Raw genomic sequence first — 18,292 nt, 5'->3', positions numbered from 1 at the left:
CCCTGGCGAAGAGCCAACCGCCCCCGGCAGCCTGAAAGCGCCCGATACGCACAGCGACAAGCTTTACACCCTGCAGAGCCAGCGTAAAGGCGGGGAAGATTTCCCGCTCACCACCAACCAGGGCGTCCGAATCGCCGACGATCAGAACGCCCTGCGCGCGGGAAACCGCGGCCCGGCGCTGCTGGAAGATTTTATCCTGCGCGAAAAAATCACCCACTTTGACCACGAACGCATACCGGAGAGGATCGTTCACGCCCGCGGTTCGGCCGCACACGGTTATTTTCAGGCCTATCATAGTCTGAGCGACGTCACCCAAGCCGATTTCCTCGCCGACCCGGCGAAGAAAACGCCGGTATTTGTCCGCTTCTCTACCAGGGCGGCGCCGGTTCCGCCGATACGGTGCGCGATATCCGCGGTTTCGCCACCAAGTTCTACACCGACGAGGGGATTTTCGACCTCGTGGGCAACAATACGCCCATCTTCTTTATCCAGGATGCGCTGAAATTCCCGACTTCGTCCACGCCGTGAAACCCGAGCCGCACTGCGCCATGCCGCAGGGGCAAAGCGCCCACAACACCTTCTGGGACTACGTCTCCCTGCAGCCCGATACGCTGCATAACGTCATGTGGACGATGTCCGAACGCGGGCTGCCGCGCAGCTACCGGACGATGGAGGACTTTGGGATCCATACCTTCCGCCTGATAAACGCCCAGGGTAAGGCCACCTTCGTCCGCTTCCACTGGAAGCCGGTGGCGGGCAAAGTCTCGCTGATTTGGGACGAGTCGCAAAAGCTGACCGGACGCGATCCCGACTTTCACCGCCGCGACCTGTGGGAAGCCATTGAAGCCGGTGATTTCCCCGAGTATGAGCTCGGCCTGCAGCTGATCCCTGAAGAGGATGAGTTTGCCTTCGACTTCGATCTGCTGGACCCGACCAAGCGAATCCCCGAGGCGCTGGTGCCGGTGCAGCGGGTGGGGAAAATGGTCCTCAACCGTAACCCGGATAACTTCTTTGCCGAAAACGAACAGGCGGCCTTCCATCCCGGACATATCGTGCCGGGGATCGATTTCAGCAACGATCCGCTCCTGCAGGGGCAGCTGTTCTCCTATACCGACACGCAAATCAGCCGCCTCGGCGGGCCGAATTTCCATGAAATCCCGATCAACAAGCCCACCTGCCCGTACCACAACTTCCAGCGGGACGGCATGCACCGGATGGATATCGACACCAATCCCGCCAACTATGAGCCGAATTCGATCGGCGATAACTGGCCGCGCGAAACGCCACCCGCTCCCCCGCGCGGCGGCTTTGAATCCTACGCCGAGCGCGTGGATGGCGAAAAGATTCGCCAGCGCAGCCCCTCCTTCGGCGAATACTACTCGCATCCGCTGCTCTTCTGGCGCAGCCAAAGCCCGTTTGAGCAGCAGCACATTATCGACGGCTTCAGCTTTGAGCTGAGTAAGGTGGTCAGAACCTGGCTCCGAGAGCGGATGGTCGATCAGCTGGCCCATGTCGATATCCGGCTGGCCGAGGCGGTAGGGAAAAATCTCGGTATTGCGCTTAGTGGCGCCCAGCGCGGCATTACGCCGCCGGCGGACGTCAACGGCCTGCAAAAAGATCCTTCTCTGAGCCTGTACGCCATTCCCGACGGGGAGGTCAAAGGCCACTTGGTGGCGGTATTGCTCAACGACCGTCCGCTTGCCCAGGAGATGCTCACTCTCCTGCAGGCCCTACAGGCGAAAGGCGTCCATACAAAACTGCTCTTCTCACGGATGGGGGAGGTCAGCGCCGATGACGGGACCCTGCTACCCGTTGCCGGAACCTATGCCGACTCACCGGCGATGGATAATCTGTTAACTTTGATGAAGGCGCATCGGGTGTGGTCCAGAAGCGGGAAAACGACGACGATCCCGGCATAGTAAAAGGCCCGCCGGCGTCACCGCCGTCGGGCCCTTATCACCGGCAACCCCATTCTTTAGACGTCGCGGTAGGTACCGAGACGATAGTCGCGTTCGGCAACCGCATATTTCAGCGCCTCTGAGGTCAGCACCTCCAGCTCAGCCAGCCGCGGGTGACAGTAGGCGCTGCTCATAATGGCGTGGTCAATAAACGCCGGATGGCACATCACCTCCAGCGACGCCTCTTCCCGCTGGATTGAATCATCGAGGATCTGTAGCAGCAGCGCTTCAGAAATCGCCTCCCCGTAGAACTCGCTGGCAAAACCCTCGCTGCTGCGCGCCGCATCCTGATCCAGGCCGTCGCGCTGTGCCAGCTGACGGTCAATACGCAGCGCCACGCCCTTCTCGCGGGCAAACGCCGCCACGATGGGGTAGACAGGTGCGATCATATGCACATGGTGATGGCTGTCGATATGCGTCGGTTCACAGCCAAACAACTCGATAAACCGGCGATACTGGCACTCCAGCTCGTGCGCGATTTCATCCAGCGGCAGGCTACCCTCTTCCGCCATCTGCCAGATCCACTTCCCCAGACGCCCTTCGCGGGCGAGACCCGGCATCGCGGAGAGCGGCTCGCCCAGCGTCAGGACAAAGTGCATCCCGACGCCCAGCTCCGGCACACAGCGGCTGAGCTGGGCCGCGTGGCCGATCGCCGCGCCGTTCACCAGCGCCGTGGTGGAGGTCACCAGCCCGTTTTTGCAGGCTTCAATAATGCCGTAGTTCTGCCCCTTGCTGAGGCCAAAATCGTCGGCATTAACGATTAACACGCGTTCCATCAGCCGCTCCCGTTACTGTTTCAGTTTCGCAATAGTCGCCGCAAAGTTGGGCAGCCACTTTTCGTGCGCAAGAATCATTTCACGCGCCAGCATTTCAGCATCGCGGTCGGAGTGAATCAGCGGACTCAGATTGAGCGCCAGCAGAACATCGTTCAGCTCACCGCTTATCGCCGCCTGGCTCGCCGCCACTTCAAAGCCCTTGATGGTGTAAATAAGCCCCTGGACTTTTTCATCGAAATGGGTGATGCGCGGCGTCGGTGTCGCCCCGTCGCGGCCGAGCGTACAGGTCATTTCCACCGCCCAGTCGGCCGGGATATTATCGATGTGGCCATTGTGCGGGATATTCACGTAGTGCTCGGTCTGCTTATCGTTGTAGATAGCGTTGATCACTTCGCAGGCCGCGTCGGAGTAATAGGCCCCGCCGCGCAGCTCCAGCTCCTTCGGCTTCACGTTCAGATCCGGATTTTTATACAGCTCGAAGAGCTGTTTTTCCACCTTCTGCACCACCTGAGCGCGCGCGCCGCCCTTATAGTACTCGCCCATTTCAATCGCCAGCATCTCTTTTGGCTTGAAGTAGTACAGCAGATAGGAGCACGGGATCAGGCGCAGGGAGCGGATCAGCCCTTCGCTGAACGGCAAGTCGAAGATGTTTTTCACCGAGTTGGCGCTCAGGCTGCCGGAGGCGACGCCGTCCAGCAGTTCGTCAAAGCGCGATACGCCGTTCACCAGCACGTCGCGGACAAACACGAGGTGGTTGAGGCCAAACAGGTCGATATTCAGCTCGTCGCTCGGGCTCAGGCGCAGCACGTCGGTGATAAACATTTTCATGCCGATCGGAATGTTGCACACGCCGATAAAGCGCCGGAAGCCCGTATGGCGATACACGGCTTCGGTCACCATTCCCGCCGGGTTGGTAAAGTTAATCACCCACGCGTCCGGGCAGATCTCCTGCACATCTTTGACGATATCAAAAATCACCGGAATGGTGCGCAAGCCTTTGAACAGGCCGCCGGCGCCGTTAGTTTCCTGGCCAAGATAGCCGTGGCTAAGAGGGATACGTTCGTCTTTCTCACGCGCCTTCAGCTGGCCAACGCGCAGCTGAGTGGTGACGAAGTCCGCGTCTTCCAGCGCCGCGCGGCGATCCAGGGTTTTGTAGACTTTCAGCGGGACGCCGGCTTTTTCCACCATCCGCTCGCAGAGGGCGTGGATAATATCGAGCTTCTCCTGCCCTTCCGCCACGTCGACCAGCCACAGCTCCGTAACCGGCAGCTCGTGATAACGCTTGAGAAATCCTTCGAGGAGTTCAGGGGTATAGCTGCTGCCGCCGCCGATAGTAACGATTTTTAATTTCTGGCTCATCATATTCTCCCTTGTGGCGCCACGAATTGCGCGTAGCCCACTCGCCGTATCAATACGGAGAGTTAACTTGAATATTTTCCAGCGCGGAAGGTTCCGCTCCAGTTAATTAAGGATGGTAAGCTTTTTACGATAATTGCTTGGCGTAAATGAGGTCAGCTTTTTGAATGTTTTAATAAACAAACTGGGGCTACTGTAGCCTGATTCGTAAGCAATATCGGTTACCGAGTAGTTGGTAATTTCCAGCTGTTTCTTGGCGAAGTTGATGCGAATGTCATTAATAATCTGCATCGGCGTTTTACCATAATAGCGTTGGGTCGCCCGGGTTAAATATTCCTGAGTTTTCCCGGAGAGCTCAACCATCTGTTCAAGCGCCCCTTCGCCAAATTTATGTTTATCGTGCATATCCTCGACGGTATTTTTTAGCCACTGCGGAATAACATCCTGCACCGGCTCCTCGCGGTAGTGCCGTAAACGGTTAATGGTATAAAACGAGACCAGCTCAATAAATTCGTCAAATTCAGTTTCGCGAAAGTTCAGCGAAGCAATCACCGATTCGATGTAGCTGAGAAAGGTGCTTTTGACCGCGTAGACCTGAGAAGCAACCAGACCAAACGGCAGCAGCGGCAGATAGTGTTTCTCAAAGAAACTGCGGCTGATGCCTACGTTAAGAATGCGCGTCGCGCCAAACTCGTAAAAGCTTTGATGGTGCGACCCCATTGGGATGAAGACAAAATCCCCGCGCTCCAGCAGCACCCGTTTGCCGTTAATCTCCTGATAATAGCGCCCGGTCAAAACGATGGTGTATTCGTAATAGTCATGCTGGTGAAGCCCGCTCACGCTCTCGGTCTTGTTGTAAATAACCACATGAAAATTATTCCCGTTGAAGAGCTGCTGTTCGCGGGCGGTACTAATTTCTATGGTCATCATCTTTGGCTGCCTCATCGTGTAGATGGCCTATTGTACCTTCTCATGGAGCTCAATCAATTCGGCAACCAGTTCGCGGGCCAGCATTGAGGTCATCAGATGATCCTGCGCATGAACCAGCACCAGGCTGACCTTCATTTTTCCTTCGCCCTCATCGCTCTCAATCAGCTGAGTCTGTACACGGTGGGCTTCGCTCAGCGCCATCCGCGACTGCTCCATCATCGCTTTCGCGGCGGCGAAGTCGCCCTGTTTCGCCTGCTTGAGCGCGGCATAGGCCAGGCTGCGGGCCTGTCCGGAGTTGATAATCAGCCCCATCACCACCTCTTCGAGGTCATTCTCAGGCATCTCTGTTGCTTCAATATGGTCCAGATCAAACATAATATTCCCTCATTTCTCAGGCGGTACGGGAAGCCTCCCGTACCGCTCGACATCAGAATTTCAGTGCGTTAGCGATATCTTCTTCGCTCTCTTCCTGCTCGATGGTGCTTTGCGCTTTATTAGAAATCGCGACAAACGGCAGGTAGACCAGGGTCGAGATACCCAGGTTGAACAGCGCCACCAGCAGAGCAGCGACGCTGCCGTTACTGTTAAAGAAGGCGCCGAGGCCGGTTGGCATGGTCCACGGAGCCAGGTTGGTCACCGGTGGAATAATCCCCATGCTGTAGGCCGCCAGGGTGATGGCCGCCAGAATCGGCTGCACCAGCACGAACGGGATAAACATCACCGGGTTCATGATAATCGGCAGGCCAAACAGGATCGGTTCGTTAATCTGGAAGATGCCTGACGGCAGCGCCAGCTTAGCAACCTGACGATGGTCAGCGCGGCGTGAGCCGATAAAGATGGCGATAATCAGACCCAGAGTCGCACCGGAACCGCCCAGCAGAATGTAGGAGTCGAGCATCGGCTTGGCCCAGAAGTGGAACTGTTTGCCCGCTTCGATGGCCGCTTCAACGGAGCCATACTGGTTATACAGCGCAATATTTTCCAACGCCCACGGGGTCATGATGCCGTTATCCAGCGCGGTCAGCGCCAGCGAACCGTGTACGCCAAAGAACCACAGCAGGGAGTTGAAAATAACGTACGCCCAGCCGACAACGCTACCCATCGCCGCCAGCGGCGTGGAGATGGAGTCCATAATAATCTGGTGGAAGTTGCTGCCATACGAGGCCAGCAGCCAGGAGACGATGCCGAAGATGGACAGGATCAGGAAGCCCGGGATCAGCGCCGAGAACGAACGCGATACCGATGACGGCACGCTGTCCGGCAGGGTAATGACCCAGTTGCGGCGAATGACGAAGGTGAACAGCTCCGCCACCACCAGACCAATGATCATCCCCGATATAATGTTTTGCCCGCCCAGCCAGTTGGCGCCCACGGCGTAGGCGTCGCCGACGCTATAGGGGGTGACGGTCATAAATGCCGCGACGGCTAACAGCCCGGCGGCCATCGGGTCGACCTTGCGCTCTTCCGCCAGCGCCGCGCCGATGAAGAACGGCGCCATCAGCGACATAATGCCGAGCGTACCGTTATAAACGTTACCGCCGATAGCCTTAAAGCTGTTTAAGGTTTCAATGGTTGAGGCATCCAGGCGGATCCCCATTGAATAGAAGAAAGAGCCTTCACCAAAGCTAAGAAATACGTTGTTAATTAAGACGAACATGGCCCCGGCGAGGGTCAGCGGCATTAATTTAATAAAGCCGTTTTTAATCGCATTAATATGCGGTTGCTTTCCTATTTTAACAGCAAAAGGAAGGAGTACCTTTTCAAGCGAGTCAATCACTTTACTCATAGTCAATACCCTTTAAAAGCCGTAATAGTGCGATTACGGCATAATGATGAAATTACTCTTTGACGGGAAAATAAACTCTTTAATATTCGGGCAGCCGGCTGTGTACATATTTCATGAAAGCGAAATTGACTTTACCCGTTACCCGAAAGGTTGAGTTTTAAAATTAAATTATTGTGCAGCAGCTTTCTTAATGGCCGCAACGGCCGCTTTCAGAACACCTAAACCATCAACCTTGCCGTACAGCGCAGAGTCGATCACTTCCACCGGCTTATTGGACAGCAGCCGCTGAATCTCGGGAAGCATATATGCAATCTGTGGGCCTAATAAAATCACGTCGGCTTCCGGTCCCTTCTCCCCGGCGAGGGTCTCAGGAAATGCTTCAATAATGACCGGCACCTCATATTTTTCAGCCTGGGCACGCATTTTGGATACCAGCAGCGAAGTGGACATTCCAGCCGAGCAGAACAGATAGATATGTTTCTTTTCCATGAACGCTTCCTCAATTTGTAGAACCTGGCGGCCTCCTGGCAGAATATTATGCCGAAGAACCGGGTAAGGCCTGTCACTGTTCAATTGATATTGTTTATGCATTGAGTATACGGCATCCCCCGGCACCTGGATAATTCCTGGTTAAACAAAATTGTCTCTCATTGACCTCGCGTTTTGACTACCTTCACATTTCCCTCAAATAATTCGCGCAATTAAATAAGCATCAGCACGCATAAAAAAGCCCGACCAGAGGTCGGGCATTCGTAGAGCTCAGTATCACGTACTACTTGCTGTTGCGCGGGTCCGTATCGTACTCCGAGCAGGTCTGGTAGCCGGAGTTCATCACGTGACCGGTCTCGTCAAGAGCGACAAAGTAGGTTTCCATTTTACCATCCCGTTGACCCAGGATGTAGGTCTGGCAGGTGCCGCGGGCGTGGATCATCGTCACTTCAGATGACGGTTTGCCCGCCACCTGCAGTACCTGGGAGCGCGACATCCCTTTTTTGACATCTTTAACAACCGGCTGTGTGAACTGGTCTGCAGTACGATCGTAGGCTGTACAACCAGCCAGCATGGTCAGTACTGCCGCTGCGCCCATAAGTCCTGCTAAATTCTTATTCATATTCCGTCCTCTTTTATTTGGCATGTTAATAAGCCTGGAATAAATATCGTTATTTTTCAAGCCGAAGGTCGATTTAAGCGAAATTTCAGTGCGATATGCCGGATTAGCCCGCCGCAGCGGGCCGCCTGCGGGCCGCCGCGCGTACCATAAAAAAATCGTATGTCATTGATTGCCTTCTTTTGCAGCACTCAAAACGACGAACCTTGTCGTTTCAACGGCAAAGAGGTAGCTTTAAGCCATGCTGGTTGCCAAACAGATTCACTTTCCGGAGGGCGCGATGACGCTACAACAAGAAATTATTCAGGCGCTGGGTGCCAGTCCCCAGATAGATACAGACGGAGAGATCCGCCGCAGCGTAGATTTTTTGAAGTCCTATTTGCAGACTTATCCCTTTATTAAGGCACTGGTTCTGGGCATCAGTGGCGGCCAGGATTCAACCCTGACCGGTAAACTGTGCCAGCAGGCTATTAATGAGCTGCGGGCAGAGGGTGACAACAGCCGCCAGTTTATCGCCGTGCGCCTGCCTTACGGCGTGCAGGCGGATGAGCAGGATTGTCAGGATGCCATCGCCTTCATTCAACCGGATCGCGTGCTGACGGTCAATATTAAGGGCGCGGTGCTGGCCAGCGAACAGGCGCTTCGGGAAGCCGGGATTGAGCTCAGCGACTTTGTTCGCGGCAATGAAAAAGCGCGCGAACGCATGAAGGCGCAGTACAGCATCGCCGGCATGACCCACGGCGTGGTGGTCGGCACCGACCATGCGGCGGAAGCGATCACCGGATTCTTTACCAAATACGGCGACGGCGGCACCGATATCAACCCGATTTTCCGCCTCAACAAGCGTCAGGGTAAACAGCTGCTGGCGCGCCTGGGCTGCCCGGAGCATCTATACAAGAAGCTGCCGACCGCCGATCTGGAAGACGATCGTCCGTCCCTGCCGGATGAAGCCGCGCTGGGCGTCACCTACGATAATATCGACGACTATCTGGAAGGAAAAACCCTCGACGAGAAGACGGCCAAAATTATCGAAGGCTGGTACCTGAAAACGGAACACAAGCGCCGGACGCCGATTACCGTCTTCGACGACTTCTGGAAGAGATAGTCCTTCCCCATCGCCCCGGCGCCGGCCGGGGTTATTTTTTGCACTTTTCGCCCTCTCCCCTGGCTGCTATACTGTTTAAATAAACAGCATCAGGAGCCATTGTGGTCAGAAGGCAATCTGCCTCGCGTCTGGAGTTTGAAGCGGCGGCAATTTATGCGTATCCCGAACATCTGCGTCCCTGGCTGGCGTCTCTGCCCAGCCTGCCGGGCGTCTATCTGTTTCACGGCGAAAGCGACACCCTCCCGCTCTATATCGGTAAAAGCGTCAATATTCGCAGCCGGGTGCTGTCGCATCTGCGCACCCCGGACGAAGCCGCCATGCTGCGCCAGGCGCGGCGCATTAGCTGGCATCGTACCGCGGGCGAACTCGGCGCGCTGCTGCTCGAAGCGCAGCTGATTAAGCAGCAGCAGCCGCTGTTCAACAAGCGGCTACGACGCACGAAGCAGCTCTGCTCGCTGCTGCTGAGCGACGCCCGCCCGCAGGTGGCGTATGCCCGCGAGCTGGACTTTTCCCGCCAGGAGCATCTGTACGGCCTGTTCGCCAACCGCCGCGCGGCCCTGCAGGCGCTGACCAACCTCGCAGATGAACACCGGCTGTGCTACGGGCTGCTGGGGCTGGAGCCGCTCAGCCGCGGCCGGGCCTGCTTTCGTTCAGCGCTGGGGCGCTGCGCCGGCGCCTGCTGCGGTAAAGAGAGCGTTGAAGCCCACAACGCGCGGCTGCACGCCAGCATGGCGCAGATGCGGCTGGTGTGCTGGCCCTGGCCGGGCCCGGTTGCGCTGGAAGAGAAAGGAGCCGATATGACCCGCTATCATGTGATTCATAACTGGCTGTGGCTGGGGGCGGTCGAAACGCTAGCGCAGGCGCAAACGCTGACGCAGCTGCCGGCAGGCTTCGATCATGACGGCTACAAAATTCTCTGTAAGCCGCTGCTGCGCGGCGATTTTACGCTCCACCCGCTCCATCCAGGGTCCTGACAAACGAAAAAACCGCCGGCCCTGCCCAAAGCCTGACGGCGTATGTTGGGCAGAACCGGCGGTCTTTATTCCGCGGGCTGAATTACTCAGCAGATGGAGGCATTTTACCTTCCGGCGCTTTACGATCTGTCAGATGCTTCTCAAAATTAGCATTGAACTGTTTTTTCTGTTCCGGCGTCAGAATGTTGTAAATCTTGTTCTGAGTTTCGATACGGGAGAGCGCCATATCTTTATGCTGCGCTTCCATTTTGTCGATTTGCGCTTCCGCTTTCGCCTTATCGAAGGTATCGCTGGCAATCAGCGCATGCATCGCGCGGCGCTCGTCGAGAGACGGACGTTTCATATTTTCGCGCTGGCTCTTCATGATGTCGCGGATCTGCTGTTTCTGCGCATCGGTCAGGTTCAGGCCTTTAAACATCATATCATGCTGGCCGCCATGCATTCCTTTATGGTGCATCATGGGTTTGCTGTCGGTCGGGGCCGCGGTGGTGTCCGCAGCGTGAGCAAGGTTAGCGGCACCCAGGGCCAGAGTAGAGGCAACAAACAGAGCAGTAATCTTCTTCATATTCAGTCCTTACTTTAAGTTATTCTCACGGCCTGGTGCCGTGTTGACGAGATAAACTTTACGACGTTTATCGTCAATTAGTCAGAGCAAGCGTAAAACAATGAAAGTGTAAAAAACATTTTCTCACCAATTGTGGAGAAAATAAGGAAAATGAGGAGGTAATTGCAACAAAAAATAATTAATAAGCTGTTTTATAAAGAAATAATGGAGATTATAAAGCAGCAGAGATTAAAAACAAAGCGATTAGCCAGGAATAATCTGCAATCAAACGTCAGAGCACGAAAAAATAAGACTATACAAGACGACCGACGGTGAAAGTTTACGCCGCCGCGGTCAGACAACGGCGTATTTATGTTCAGGGTAGCCGCTCCAACATCAGCCCGGCGCGCAGGCCCAGCGCGACCGAAGGGTTCGGGAACAGCACGTACTCCCAGGCCTTTTCCACCACGTAGCGGGTCTCACCGTCCTCCGCCAGCAGCGTGCCGGCGCTAAACGGCGTAAAGTTAAGCGTCTGCGCCGACATATGCAGCTGAAAACGTTCGCTGTCGCGGGTTATCTGCTGTACCACCCGATAGCGCAGCGCTTCGTGCCCCTCTTCTACCGCCAGGTCGCCGACCAGTAAACGCATCAGCGCGCGCTGGGTAACGGCAAACTGCGTCAGATCGTTCGCGCCAAACGGCAGTGCCTTGCCCAGCTCAAGGGTGCAGGCGAGCGCCGCAAAGCGGTCGCTGCTGAAGTGGGTAAACGTGCCCGCCGGCTGCTGATGAAAGACCAGCGCCTCCAGCCCCGCCGCGCCCAGCCAGCTAAGGAACGCGTCATCCCACGGCGCCTGTCGCGCCGGAAGCACCCCAAAGCGAACGTGATGCGACCCGCGGATCGCGGTATGCAGATCGAGATGCCAGCGCGCGCCGCCAGCGTCGGCATAAAACCGCGTCAGCACCGTTTCCAGCCGCCGCGCCCGCCTCGTTTCATCGCTGGCGGGGAAACCCTGCCAGCTTCCACTAAACATGCGATTGATGTCGCTATCGAGATAGCGCCTGTCGGCCCGCAGCGCCGGAGGATTGCCCAACACCACCAGCAGCCGCCAGCGCAGCGGCAGCTCGCCGCTGAACAGCTGCCGCAGCAAGATGTCGGTCATCTCTACCGGAGCGGTTTCATTACCGTGAAGTCCGGAAGAGAGCACCAGCGCCCGCTCGCAGCGCGCGTGCGGCGTAAGCTGAAGCACGCCGTGGTCCAGCCAGTGCCAGCGGAAGTGCGCCGTTTCACCGTGAAAATGATGGGGCAAACGCCCCGCGAGGGTTAATGTCAGAAAGTCGTCCACTGCGCCACCTCTATTGCTGGAACGGGTAAACGGAACCGAGCTGCATAATCTGCGTCAGTTGGTCAAGGGCCTCGCGTCCTTCGCTCAGCAGCTGCGGGTCCGCCAGATCCGCCTGCGTCAGACGATCGCGGTAGTAGCGCTCGACCCAATCGTTGAGGGCGATGAACAGGCGATCGTTCATCAGCACCGCCGGGTTAACCGCCCGCAGCTCCTCTTCCGTTAGCACCACCCGCAGGCGCAGGCAGGCCGGGCCACCGCCGTTGGCCATGCTCTCGCGCAGATCGTAGACCTGCAGCTCATCAATGGGGTTGTCCTGCTCCAGCAGCCGGTTCAGATAGCGCCAGACGCCGGCGTGCTCCTGCGCCTCCTGGGGCAAAATAAGCCGCATCGCGCCGCCGGGTTTGCTCAGCAGCTGGCTGTTAAACAGGTAGGTCGCCACCGCCTCTTCAACCGTTACCGCGCTGGTCGGCACCACCACCGGCGTAAATCCGGCCACCTGTCCGGCCAGCCGATGCAGCAGCTGCGGCTGATCGACAAACGCTTCCTCATGGCAAAACAGCACCTGCTGATTGCTCACCGCAATGACATCGTTATGAAAAACGCCTTTATCGATAACCGCCGGGTTCTGCCGGGCGAAGACGATCTGCCGGAGGTTAACCTGATTGAGCCGCGCGACGGCCTGGCTGGCCTCCAGCGCCTGGCGCGCCGGATAGCGCGTGGGCAGACCGTCGCCTCCCTGCTCGCGACCATAGACAAACAGCTGCAGACCGGGCGTGCCATACTCGCCGCCGAGGCGGTTATGGTTCGCCGCGCCTTCGTCGCCAAACAGCGCCACCTGCGGAAGCGCCGGATGCACGGCAAACCGCCGTTCATCCGGGAAAATGGCGCGCAATAGCGCCTCGGTGGTCGGCGCCTCGCTGGCCCGGTGGAATTTGTCGTTCAGGTTGGCGACGGTCAGATGCACTCTGCCATCCAGCGAATCGGCAGAAGGCGACACCGTCGCGGCGTTCGCCACCCACATTGAAGAAGCGGAGCTGGCCGCGGACAGCAGATCCGGCGCCTGCCGCGCGGCGCGCTCCACCACCTGCGCATCACTGCCGGTAAAACCAAGCTGGCGCAAAAGCGCGACGTTCGGCCGCTCCTGCGGTGGGATCACCGCCTGCTGATAGCCCGCGTCCGCCAGCGCCTTCATTTTTTTTAGCCCCTGCTTCGCCGCCAGCTGCGGGTTCGATACCCGATAGCGATGCTTCGTCGAGGCCTCGTTGCCAAAGGAGAGCCCGGCGTAGTGGTGCGTCAGGCCAGGCAGCCCGTCAAAATTCACTTCCCACGCGTTCATCGTGCCGTTCCTTGCCGGAAGTCGAGGCCCGGGCTGAGGGTTTCCGGCAGCGTCAGCTCCGGAGACTCCAGACTTGCCATCGGCCAGGCGCAATAATCCGCCGCGTACCAGGCGCCGGGACGATGGTTGCCGGACGCGCCGATGCCGCCAAAGGGTGCGGTGCTGGCGGCACCGGTCAGCGGTTTGTTCCAGTTCACGATCCCGGCCCGCGCCTCCAGCAGCAGCCGATCAAACTTCTCGCGCTCGGCAGAAATCAGCCCGCACGACAGCCCAAAACGCGTGGCATTGGCCAGCGCGATCGCCTGCTCAAATTCGTCATAGCGCCAGACGCAGAGCAGCGGGCCAAAGACCTCTTCGTCTTTCACCCCGGCAACGTCGGTCAGCTCGACGATCCCCGGGGTCAGCAGTGAGGTTCCGGCCGCCAGCAGCCGCGGCTCCAGCAGCGTTCTGCCGCCGTTGGCGACGTGCTGCAGCCAGGCCTGATGGACCTTCTGCGCCGCCTGCGGGGAGATTAAGCCGCCGAGGAACGGCTGGGGCTCAGCGTTCCACGCGCCGGGAATGAGCCGCTGCGCAACGGCCACCAATCGCGCCAGGAACGCATCTCCGGCCTCGCCGCGCTTCACCAGCAGACGGCGGGCGCAGGTGCAGCGCTGCCCGGCGGTAATAAAGGCCGACTGGATGGTCAAATGCACGGCGGCATCAATATCCTGCGGCTCGTCAACGATCAGCGGGTTATTGCCGCCCATTTCAAGCGCGAGGATCTTCTCCGGCTGTCCGGCCAGCTGGCGATGCAGCTGAAAGCCGGTAGCGGAGCTGCCGGTGAACAGCAGCCCGTCAATATCGGGCTGGCCGCTCAGCGCCTCGCCGGTTTCGCGCCCGCCCTGCAGCAGGTTCAGCACTCCCGGCGGCAGGCCCGCTTCGGCCCACAGCTTAACCACCGCCTCGCCGCTCTGCGGCGTCATCTCGCTCGGTTTAAACACTACCGTATTCCCCGCCAGCAGCGCCGGAACGATATGGCCGTTTGGCAGATGGCCGGGGAAATTGTACGGACCGAATACCGCCAGTACGCCGTGCGGCCGATGGCGCAGCGTCGCCGACCCGTCGCCCATGGCGGTTTGCGCCTCGCCGGTACGGCTGTGGTAGGCCTTGAGCGAAATGGCAATTTTATTGATCATCGCGCCAACTTCCGTCGCCGCCTCCCAGCGCGGCTTGCCGGTTTCGGCGGCAATGATGGCCGTCAGCGGCGCTTTGTTGGCTTCCAGCAGGGCGGCAAACTTTTCGACGATCGCCTGGCGCACGGGAAACGGCGCTTTGGCCCACGCCGGAAACGCGCGCCGGGCGGCCTCAACCGCCTGCGCAACCTGCCCGGCGTCGGCGTCATTGCCCTGCCACAGAGGCTCGGCGCTTACCGGGTTGCTTTTACTGCGGGCCGGGCCGCGCCCGGTTTGCCAGTCGCCGTTAATCCATAGACTCATCACTTTTTCTCCTCGGGGATCAGGCGCACCATGCGGATACGGTCACCGGGGTGACATTTGAGGGCATCCAGCTCGCGGGCGCTCAGCAGCAGACGATCGGTATCGGGGTCGGCCTGCACCAGCATCGCGCGAAACTGCTGATACTGCTCGTTGGCAACCAGACACAGCGGCCACTCTCCCGGCGCCGGCTGTCCTTCCGCCACGGCGACCATCCGGCTTTTGCGGATCGCCCGCACCCGGTCGATATCACACTCCAGGGTTGGGCCGCCGTCGAAAATATCGACATAGTTGCGGTAGCGGAACCCTTCCTTCTCCAGTACCGCCCGCGCAGGGGCGGTTTGCGGATGCACTTCGCCAATGACCGCCCGCGCTTCATCGGATAAAAAGTCGATATAGAGCGGATGCTTCGGCATCAGCGCGGCGATAAACGCCTTCTGCCCGGTGCCGCACAGATAGTCTGCGCGGGAAAACTCCATCGCAAAGAAGCGCTTGCCCAGGCTTTCCCAGAACGGCGAGTAGCCGCTGTCGTCGATGACGCCGCGCATCTCGGCCACCACTTTTTCATTAAAGCGCTCGCGGAAGGCGGCCATAAACATAAAGCGCGATTTCGACAGCAGGTAGCCGTTGCCCTCTTTACGCCACGCCGGGTCGAGAAACAGCGTGCACAGCTCGCTGCTGCCGGTATGGTCATTGCTGAGAAACAGGGTCGGCAGCGCGTTATAGACGTTCAGCTCTTTCGAGGCGTGCACCTGGGTGCCGACGCGGTAGTTGTACCAGGGATCGTTCAGCCCCACCGCCACCTCGACGGCACAGATGCCCACCACCGCGCCGCTGGCCGTATCCTCAAGGACGAAGACGTAGCCCTGCTCGCTTTTCGGCAGCTCGCCGCGCCAGGTCTTTTGCGAGCGATCGATCCGCGCCGCCAGCGTCGCTGCGTCGGCCGGCAGCGAGGTCAGGCCGCCGCCGGTTTCACCCGCCAGCGTCAGCAGCCCCGCCAGATCGCCCTGTTCCACCGGACGAATAACCATCATGATGACGCTCCCGCGAGGAAGTGGCGGCAGGCCAGCTCAAAGCGATCCAGGCCGGCATTCACCTCTTCCTCACTCACTATTAGCGCCGGCGCGAAGCGCACCACGTTCGCACCGGCAATCAGGATCATCAGCCCATCCTCAGCCACCTGGGTGCTGATGGCTTTGGCCTTACCGGCGTACTCATCCTTCAGCACGCAGCCAATCAGCAGCCCGAGGCCGCGGGTCTCTTTGAACAGGCTATAGCGGGCGTTAATCGCCTCCAGCCGCTCGCTGAACCACTGGTGCCGCTGCTTAACGCCGTTCAGCACCGCCGGCGTATTGATAATCGACAGCACCTCACCGGCGACCGCGCAGGCCAGCGGGTTGCCGCCGTAGGTCGTGCCGTGGGTACCCACGGTCATCACGCTGGCGCACGCTTCGCTGGCCAGCAGCGCGCCAATCGGGAAGCCGCCGCCCAGCGCCTTGGCGGTCGACAGCACGTCCGGCGTCACGCCGTAGTGCATGTAGGCATAGAGTTCGCCGGTGCGCCCGACGCCGGTTTGCACCTCATCGAAAATCAGCAGCGCATTGTGGGTGTCGCACAGCTCGCGCAGGCCGCGCAGGAAAGTCGGGTCCGCCGGCACCACGCCGCCTTCGCCCTGCATCGGCTCGACGATAACCGCGCAGGTATTGTCGTCAATCAGCGCCCTGGCGGAGTCCAGATCGTTATAGATCGCGTGCTGGATCTGCGGCGGCAGCGGCGCAAAGTCTGCGGAATAGGCCGGCTGGCCGCCGGCAGAAACGGTAAACAGCGTCCGGCCGTGGAACGCATTCCTGAACGCCACGATGCCGCTTTTCTGGCTGCCGTAGCGGTCGTGAGCGTATTTGCGCGCCAGCTTCAGCGCCGCTTCGTTGGCCTCAGCGCCGGAGTTGCAGAAAAAGACGCGATCGGCAAAGGTGGCGTCAATAAGCTGTTTCGCCAGCCGCAGCGCCGGCTCGTTGGTGTAGCCGTTGCCGGTATGCCAGAACTTCCCGGCCTGCTCCGTCAGCGCGTTCACCAGCCGAGGGTGCGCGTGCCCTAGCGCGTTCACCGCGATGCCGCCGGCAAAATCGATATACTCTTTCCCCTGCTGATCCCACAGGCGTGAGCCTTCACCGCGTACCGGAATAAACGCCGCCGGCGCGTAAACCGGCATCATCCATTGATCAAAGTTGCTGCGCGTAATTGACTGAGACATATCGACCTCTTCCGGTAAATAAAAAGTATTAATAATGTTAAATATTATGAGTGATTACGCTGTAAATGTAGATTGCACGCATCGTGCCAGCCAGAGGGAAAAATGCATAAACTGAGGTGGATCGCGGAATATCAATAGCTTACAAAAGTGAAATATGCACATTTAATGCATAAATAGTGAATAACAATCCAATAAAGACCGATAAGCAGTGAATAAAACAGATAGTTTATTCATCAGTAAGATATAATTCTGTATTTGTGATCCTCTACGAAATTTACCGTAGATATTCGCCCTTTTTTGGCGCGGGACGCGCCAGAATAGTGCAGGATTTGGCCATTCGCCGCCCTGCGCCCGCCGCGGCGGACAATAAAATGCCTTCCGGCAGCCAGCCTGCCGAATTTCTGCTAACATCCCTGCACTATTCACCTTGCACAGTGGCAGCGACTATGAAATTTGTCTCTTTTAATATCAACGGCCTGCGTGCGCGCCCGCATCAGCTGGCCGCCATCGTCGACAAGCATCAGCCTGATGTCATTGGCCTACAGGAAACCAAAGTTCACGACGACATGTTCCCTCTCGAAGAGGTGGCAAAGCTCGGCTACAACGTGTTCTACCACGGGCAGAAAGGCCACTACGGTGTCGCCCTGCTGACCAAAGAGACGCCGGTTAGCGTCCGTCGCGGCTTCCCTGGCGATGATGAAGAGGCCCAGCGCCGCATTATCATGGCGGAAATCCCCTGCGCGTCCGGCAACGTGACGGTGATCAACGGCTACTTCCCACAGGGCGAAAGCCGCGCTCATCCGACAAAATTCCCCGCCAAGGCGGCGTTTTACCAGAACCTGCAAGACTACCTCGATAACGAGCTGAAAAAGGACAATCCGGTGCTGATCATGGGCGATATGAACATCAGCCCGACGGACCTCGATATCGGCATCGGCGAAGAGAGCCGCAAGCGCTGGCTGCGCACCGGTAAATGTTCATTCCTGCCGGAAGAGCGCGAGTGGATGGCGCGCCTGCTGGGCTGGGGCCTGGTTGATACCTGGCGCCACGCCAACCCGGAAAACAACGAGCAGTTCTCATGGTTCGACTACCGGTCCAAAGGCTTCGACGACAACCGCGGCCTGCGTATCGACCTGCTGCTGGCCAGCACCCCACTGGCGCAGCGCTGCATCGAAACCGGCATTGATTACGAAATTCGCGCCATGGAAAAACCCTCCGATCACGCACCGGTGTGGGCCACCTTTAAGCCGTAACCCCCCGCTGACCTGACTCTCCGCCCTCTGCCGGGCGGAGAGTCTGATTATCCTGAGCAAAATCAACAAAGCGGCGGTAATCCGTTGTTGCGCTGCGCGAT

16 protein-coding genes and 1 pseudogene are annotated in these 18,292 nt (G+C 58.4%); 4 read left to right on the top strand and 13 right to left on the bottom strand.

The features are described 5' to 3' along the window. Positions 1 to 1,919: pseudogene (gene katE / locus GVK32_RS25670) on the top strand (catalase HPII); the annotation flags it as partial. Between the two features lie 56 nt (positions 1,920 to 1,975). Here the strand turns inward: katE and chbG are convergent. From chbG to osmE, 7 genes are all read right to left on the bottom strand, one after another. Continuing rightward, positions 1,976 to 2,734, bottom strand: coding sequence for a chitin disaccharide deacetylase (gene chbG / locus GVK32_RS25665; RefSeq protein WP_159873361.1), 759 nt, complete (start codon positions 2,732 to 2,734; stop codon positions 1,976 to 1,978). A 12-nt stretch (positions 2,735 to 2,746) separates the two neighbouring features. Beyond that, the gene (locus tag GVK32_RS25660; RefSeq protein WP_159873363.1) at positions 2,747 to 4,093 is read right to left on the bottom strand and encodes a 6-phospho-beta-glucosidase; all 1,347 of its coding nucleotides are present in this window, start codon (positions 4,091 to 4,093) and stop codon (positions 2,747 to 2,749) included. A gap of 102 nt (positions 4,094 to 4,195) precedes the next feature. Further along, a complete protein-coding gene (gene chbR / locus GVK32_RS25655) occupies positions 4,196 to 5,020 on the bottom strand; it encodes a transcriptional regulator ChbR (protein WP_159873365.1) in 825 nt (274 codons plus the stop codon). A 27-nt stretch (positions 5,021 to 5,047) separates the two neighbouring features. After that, positions 5,048 to 5,395, bottom strand: a complete 348-nt coding sequence (chbA, locus tag GVK32_RS25650) for a PTS N,N'-diacetylchitobiose transporter subunit IIA (protein ID WP_041145138.1) — start codon at positions 5,393 to 5,395, stop codon at positions 5,048 to 5,050. A gap of 52 nt (positions 5,396 to 5,447) precedes the next feature. Further along, positions 5,448 to 6,806, bottom strand: a complete 1,359-nt coding sequence (gene chbC / locus GVK32_RS25645) for a PTS N,N'-diacetylchitobiose transporter subunit IIC (RefSeq protein WP_123707622.1) — start codon at positions 6,804 to 6,806, stop codon at positions 5,448 to 5,450. A gap of 168 nt (positions 6,807 to 6,974) precedes the next feature. Further along, positions 6,975 to 7,295, bottom strand: a complete 321-nt coding sequence (chbB, locus tag GVK32_RS25640; protein WP_041145136.1) for a PTS N,N'-diacetylchitobiose transporter subunit IIB — start codon at positions 7,293 to 7,295, stop codon at positions 6,975 to 6,977. Between the two features lie 283 nt (positions 7,296 to 7,578). Next, positions 7,579 to 7,917, bottom strand: a complete 339-nt coding sequence (gene osmE, locus GVK32_RS25635) for an osmotically-inducible lipoprotein OsmE (RefSeq protein ID WP_041145135.1) — start codon at positions 7,915 to 7,917, stop codon at positions 7,579 to 7,581. A 277-nt stretch (positions 7,918 to 8,194) separates the two neighbouring features. On the opposite strand from osmE, the gene nadE reads away from it, so the two are divergent. Next, positions 8,195 to 9,019, top strand: a complete 825-nt coding sequence (gene nadE, locus GVK32_RS25630) for an ammonia-dependent NAD(+) synthetase (RefSeq protein WP_159873366.1) — start codon at positions 8,195 to 8,197, stop codon at positions 9,017 to 9,019. Between the two features lie 101 nt (positions 9,020 to 9,120). Continuing rightward, positions 9,121 to 9,993: an excinuclease Cho gene (gene cho, locus GVK32_RS25625; protein WP_159873367.1), complete on the top strand. Its 873-nt coding sequence runs from the start codon at positions 9,121 to 9,123 to the stop codon at positions 9,991 to 9,993. Between the two features lie 82 nt (positions 9,994 to 10,075). Here cho and spy read toward each other — a convergent pair whose 3' ends face one another. From spy to GVK32_RS25595, 6 genes are all read right to left on the bottom strand, one after another. Continuing rightward, positions 10,076 to 10,558, bottom strand: a complete 483-nt coding sequence (gene spy, locus GVK32_RS25620) for an ATP-independent periplasmic protein-refolding chaperone Spy (protein ID WP_159873369.1) — start codon at positions 10,556 to 10,558, stop codon at positions 10,076 to 10,078. Positions 10,559 to 10,913: 355 nt separating this feature from the next. After that, positions 10,914 to 11,879: a succinylglutamate desuccinylase gene (gene astE, locus GVK32_RS25615; protein WP_159873371.1), complete on the bottom strand. Its 966-nt coding sequence runs from the start codon at positions 11,877 to 11,879 to the stop codon at positions 10,914 to 10,916. A gap of 10 nt (positions 11,880 to 11,889) precedes the next feature. Then, the gene (gene astB / locus GVK32_RS25610; RefSeq protein WP_159873373.1) at positions 11,890 to 13,215 is read right to left on the bottom strand and encodes an N-succinylarginine dihydrolase; all 1,326 of its coding nucleotides are present in this window, start codon (positions 13,213 to 13,215) and stop codon (positions 11,890 to 11,892) included. Continuing rightward, positions 13,212 to 14,690, bottom strand: a complete 1,479-nt coding sequence (gene astD, locus GVK32_RS25605) for a succinylglutamate-semialdehyde dehydrogenase (protein WP_159873375.1) — start codon at positions 14,688 to 14,690, stop codon at positions 13,212 to 13,214. Before astD ends, astB begins: the two co-directional genes overlap by 4 nt. Further along, positions 14,690 to 15,721: an arginine N-succinyltransferase gene (astA, locus tag GVK32_RS25600; RefSeq protein ID WP_159873377.1), complete on the bottom strand. Its 1,032-nt coding sequence runs from the start codon at positions 15,719 to 15,721 to the stop codon at positions 14,690 to 14,692. Before astA ends, astD begins: the two co-directional genes overlap by 1 nt. Further along, complete coding sequence (locus GVK32_RS25595; RefSeq protein ID WP_159873379.1) at positions 15,718 to 16,938, bottom strand: aspartate aminotransferase family protein; 1,221 nt, start codon at positions 16,936 to 16,938, stop codon at positions 15,718 to 15,720. The genes astA and GVK32_RS25595 overlap by 4 nt, the downstream gene beginning before the upstream one ends. 446 nt (positions 16,939 to 17,384) lie before the next feature. Between GVK32_RS25595 and xthA the strand changes: the two genes are divergently transcribed. Then, a complete protein-coding gene (gene xthA, locus GVK32_RS25590) occupies positions 17,385 to 18,191 on the top strand; it encodes an exodeoxyribonuclease III (protein ID WP_159873381.1) in 807 nt (268 codons plus the stop codon). Positions 18,192 to 18,292 lie beyond the last annotated feature (101 nt).

Source organism: Klebsiella sp. 18074 (genome assembly GCF_902705905.1).
Lineage (GTDB): Bacteria > Pseudomonadota > Gammaproteobacteria > Enterobacterales > Enterobacteriaceae > Klebsiella > Klebsiella terrigena.
This window is presented reverse-complemented; position numbering and strand designations above follow the sequence as displayed.

Coding starts and splice junctions, on each gene's coding strand:
- osmE (WP_041145135.1), bottom strand. CDS start 7,917: ATGAATAAGAATTTAGCAGGACTTATGGGCGCAGCGGCAGTACTGACC.
- chbR (WP_159873365.1), bottom strand. CDS start 5,020: ATGATGACCATAGAAATTAGTACCGCCCGCGAACAGCAGCTCTTCAAC.
- GVK32_RS25595 (WP_159873379.1), bottom strand. CDS start 16,938: ATGTCTCAGTCAATTACGCGCAGCAACTTTGATCAATGGATGATGCCG.
- nadE (WP_159873366.1), top strand. CDS start 8,195: ATGACGCTACAACAAGAAATTATTCAGGCGCTGGGTGCCAGTCCCCAG.
- chbA (WP_041145138.1), bottom strand. CDS start 5,395: ATGTTTGATCTGGACCATATTGAAGCAACAGAGATGCCTGAGAATGAC.
- chbB (WP_041145136.1), bottom strand. CDS start 7,295: ATGGAAAAGAAACATATCTATCTGTTCTGCTCGGCTGGAATGTCCACT.
- astA (WP_159873377.1), bottom strand. CDS start 15,721: ATGATGGTTATTCGTCCGGTGGAACAGGGCGATCTGGCGGGGCTGCTG.
- chbC (WP_123707622.1), bottom strand. CDS start 6,806: ATGAGTAAAGTGATTGACTCGCTTGAAAAGGTACTCCTTCCTTTTGCT.
- astD (WP_159873375.1), bottom strand. CDS start 14,690: ATGAGTCTATGGATTAACGGCGACTGGCAAACCGGGCGCGGCCCGGCC.
- astB (WP_159873373.1), bottom strand. CDS start 13,215: ATGAACGCGTGGGAAGTGAATTTTGACGGGCTGCCTGGCCTGACGCAC.
- xthA (WP_159873381.1), top strand. CDS start 17,385: ATGAAATTTGTCTCTTTTAATATCAACGGCCTGCGTGCGCGCCCGCAT.
- chbG (WP_159873361.1), bottom strand. CDS start 2,734: ATGGAACGCGTGTTAATCGTTAATGCCGACGATTTTGGCCTCAGCAAG.
- GVK32_RS25660 (WP_159873363.1), bottom strand. CDS start 4,093: ATGAGCCAGAAATTAAAAATCGTTACTATCGGCGGCGGCAGCAGCTAT.
- spy (WP_159873369.1), bottom strand. CDS start 10,558: ATGAAGAAGATTACTGCTCTGTTTGTTGCCTCTACTCTGGCCCTGGGT.